This window comes from Polynucleobacter sp. 35-46-11 (genome assembly GCF_002281105.1).
The window spans coordinates 1-2880 of record NZ_NCFJ01000330.1; the positions used below are offsets into that span (position 1 = coordinate 1).

General features: G+C 44.9%; 3 protein-coding genes. All 3 read right to left on the bottom strand.

Annotated elements, in window-relative coordinates:
- Window positions 1-784 (bottom strand): FimV family protein (locus B7Y67_RS14385; protein ID WP_293599231.1); only part of this gene is annotated, 784 nt, incomplete at its 3' end.
- 7 nt (window positions 785-791) lie between these two features.
- The gene (asd, locus tag B7Y67_RS14390; protein WP_215300857.1) at window positions 792-1955 is read right to left on the bottom strand and encodes an aspartate-semialdehyde dehydrogenase; all 1164 of its coding nucleotides are present in this window, start codon (window positions 1953-1955) and stop codon (window positions 792-794) included.
- 40 nt (window positions 1956-1995) lie between these two features.
- A partial coding sequence (gene leuB, locus B7Y67_RS14395) for a 3-isopropylmalate dehydrogenase (protein WP_293599232.1) occupies window positions 1996-2880 on the bottom strand: 885 nt, incomplete at its 5' end.

The window sequence follows — 2880 nt, forward strand, 5'->3', positions numbered from 1 at the left end:
GGGCTACTATTTCTTCTGTAATCCGCTTGGTGTCAGCATCGGCATCACCACTAGAACCAATCTTTAAGCGATTAGCGGGATTAACCGCTTCATCAGCACTCACTTCAACACTGGCTGAATTAGTCTTTTTCTCAGACCATTGTTGGGCAGCAGACTCAACAAACTTTTGAGCCTCCTTCGAATTAATTGCCTGTACTGTCTCAGGTTTAGGGATCAAGAGCTCGGAGCCTGCCAACAAACGATTAATATTTCCGCCAGCAAAAGCATCGGGATTGGCTTGATATAAAGCCATCATTTTTTGATCAAGCGTAAATTCCGGACGATCCGAATCCATCTGCGAAGCAATTGAAGACAGTGTTTGTCCAGGCTCCACAAGGAACTTAGGAATACTTCCATTTACAAAAGTAAATATTCTAGTAATCGATCCTGAAGACCAATTTAAGGTCAGCAACAAATCAACAAAGATGTCATCTGTAATGGGCACAGGTTTTACTGTCTCAACTAGCACCATCAATCGCTCATCTTTTGATCTATAGACCATAACTTGAGCATTAAAGTCTAAAATTTTGGATGAAATACTAAGTCGCTCATACTCACTTGAGGGCGGTATGGAGGCCGATAGAGTCGATAAAAGATTTTGCTCGTCGGCAGCTAACTCGATTGGCACCTCAATACGAAGAGTTTCACCGGGACTGGATACTAAATTTGCTTTACCCAATGAGATAGCAAAAGCACCAGTAGAAAGCGCTAAGCTAATAATTCCCGCAAAGAAAAGTTTGAGCATCTGAGCCTTAAGCATTGTCAGCCAATAAAATTCTTAACATCCGACGTAAAGGCTCAGCAGCGCCCCACAAGAGTTGATCGCCGACTGTAAATGCACCAAGATACTCTGGGCCCATCGCCATCTTATGCAAACGGCCAATGGGGACCGTCAAAGTACCGCTAATTGCTGCTGGAGATAATTCACGCTCAGTAGTCTCGCGGTCGTTTGGAATTACCTTAACCCATTGATTATCGTTAGCTAAGATTGTTTCGATTTCCTTTAAGGGAATATCTTTTTTCAGTTTGACAGTCAAGCCTTGGGAGTGGCAACGCATAGCGCCAACGCGAACACATAAACCGTCAATTGGAATACTTCCAGGAGATCTAAATGGAGGTCGGCCTAGGATCTTATTAAACTCAGCGCCGCCCTTCCACTCTTCTTTAGTTTGGCCATTCTCTACCGGGACATCAATCCAGGGAATCAAGCTACCAGCTAAAGGAGTGTTACGAAAGTTTTTCTTAGGAAAATCCGGAGAACGCAAAGTATCGGTAACTTTGCGATCAATATCTAAGATCCATGAAGACGGATCAGCTAATTCGGTTGCCACGCTATCGCGTAATGCACCCATTTGCAACAACAACTCACGCATGTTCTGAGCGCCAGCACCAGAAGCCGCCTGATATGTCATAGCGCTAATCCACTCAACCATATCGGCCTTCACCAAGCCACCCATCGCCATCATCATTAAGCTAACTGTGCAGTTACTACCAATCCAATTTTTTCCGCCTGCAGCTAATGCTTTATCAATTACAGGTCGATTCACAGGATCTAAAATTAATACTGCATCATCTTTCATGCGCAATGCGCTAGCCGCATCAATCCAGTGACCTTGCCAACCGGCAGCACGTAGTTGAGGAAAAATCTCATTGGTGTAATCACCGCCCTGGCAGGTCAAAATGATGTCACAACGGGAAAGCGCTTTGATGTCATTTGCGTTGAGCAACACATTCTCGCTCTTGGTCACTTTCTGACCATTCAAGAGCGGCACTTCACCGCCTGCCTGACTAGTACTGAAAAATACAGGTTCAATCAGATCAAAATCTTTTTCAGCCAGCATCCTCTCCATAAGGACGCTACCGACCATACCGCGCCAGCCTACTAAGCCTACTAATGGTGTTTTTGTATTTGCCATGATGAATGATCTATTGAATGTATATGTAATGTGAAAATGGTTATGAAAGAGCGGCTACAACCGCATCGCCCATTTCCACTGTAGATACTTTTTTTGTACCTTCTGTAAAAATGTCAGCAGTTCGTAATCCCAGTGATAAGACCTTTTGCACTGCCGCTTCGATACAATCAGCTTCAGATGGCATACCCAGGGAGTAGCGCAACATCATCGCAGCAGACAGAATTGTTGCTAATGGATTAGCAATGCCCTTGCCAGCGATATCTGGCGCTGATCCATGGCTTGGCTCATACAGGCCTTTATTATTTTTATCTAACGAAGCTGATGGCAACATCCCAATCGAGCCGGTCAACATCGAAGCTTCGTCAGAGAGAATATCGCCAAACAAGTTGCCCGTAACGACTACGTCAAACGCTTTGGGGGCCTTGACCAACTGCATTGCTGCGTTATCAACATACATATGTGATAACTCAACGTCTGGATATTCTTTGCCAACACGAATCATGACATCACGCCAAAGTTGCGATGTCTCAAGAACATTCGCCTTATCAACGCTACATACTTTTTTACCGCGTTTACGTGCAGCCTCAAAAGCAACTCGACCAATACGCTCCACTTCTGGCTCGCTGTAATGCATCATGTCGTAACCTTCACGTGCACCCTTAAATAAAGGAAGCTCAGATGTGCGAATGCCGCGAGGCTGACCAAAGTAGATATCGCCATTGAGCTCGCGAATAATCAAGATATCGAGGCCACTCACAATTTCAGGCTTAAGACTGGAGGCAGCAGTTAGCTCCTTGTAACAAATAGCTGGTCTGAAATTGGCAAATAATTCCAAATGCTTGCGCAATCCTAGAATGGCTTGCTCGGGACGTAGTTCACGAGCCAATGTGTCGTATTTCCAGTCACCAACAGCACCGAACAAAAT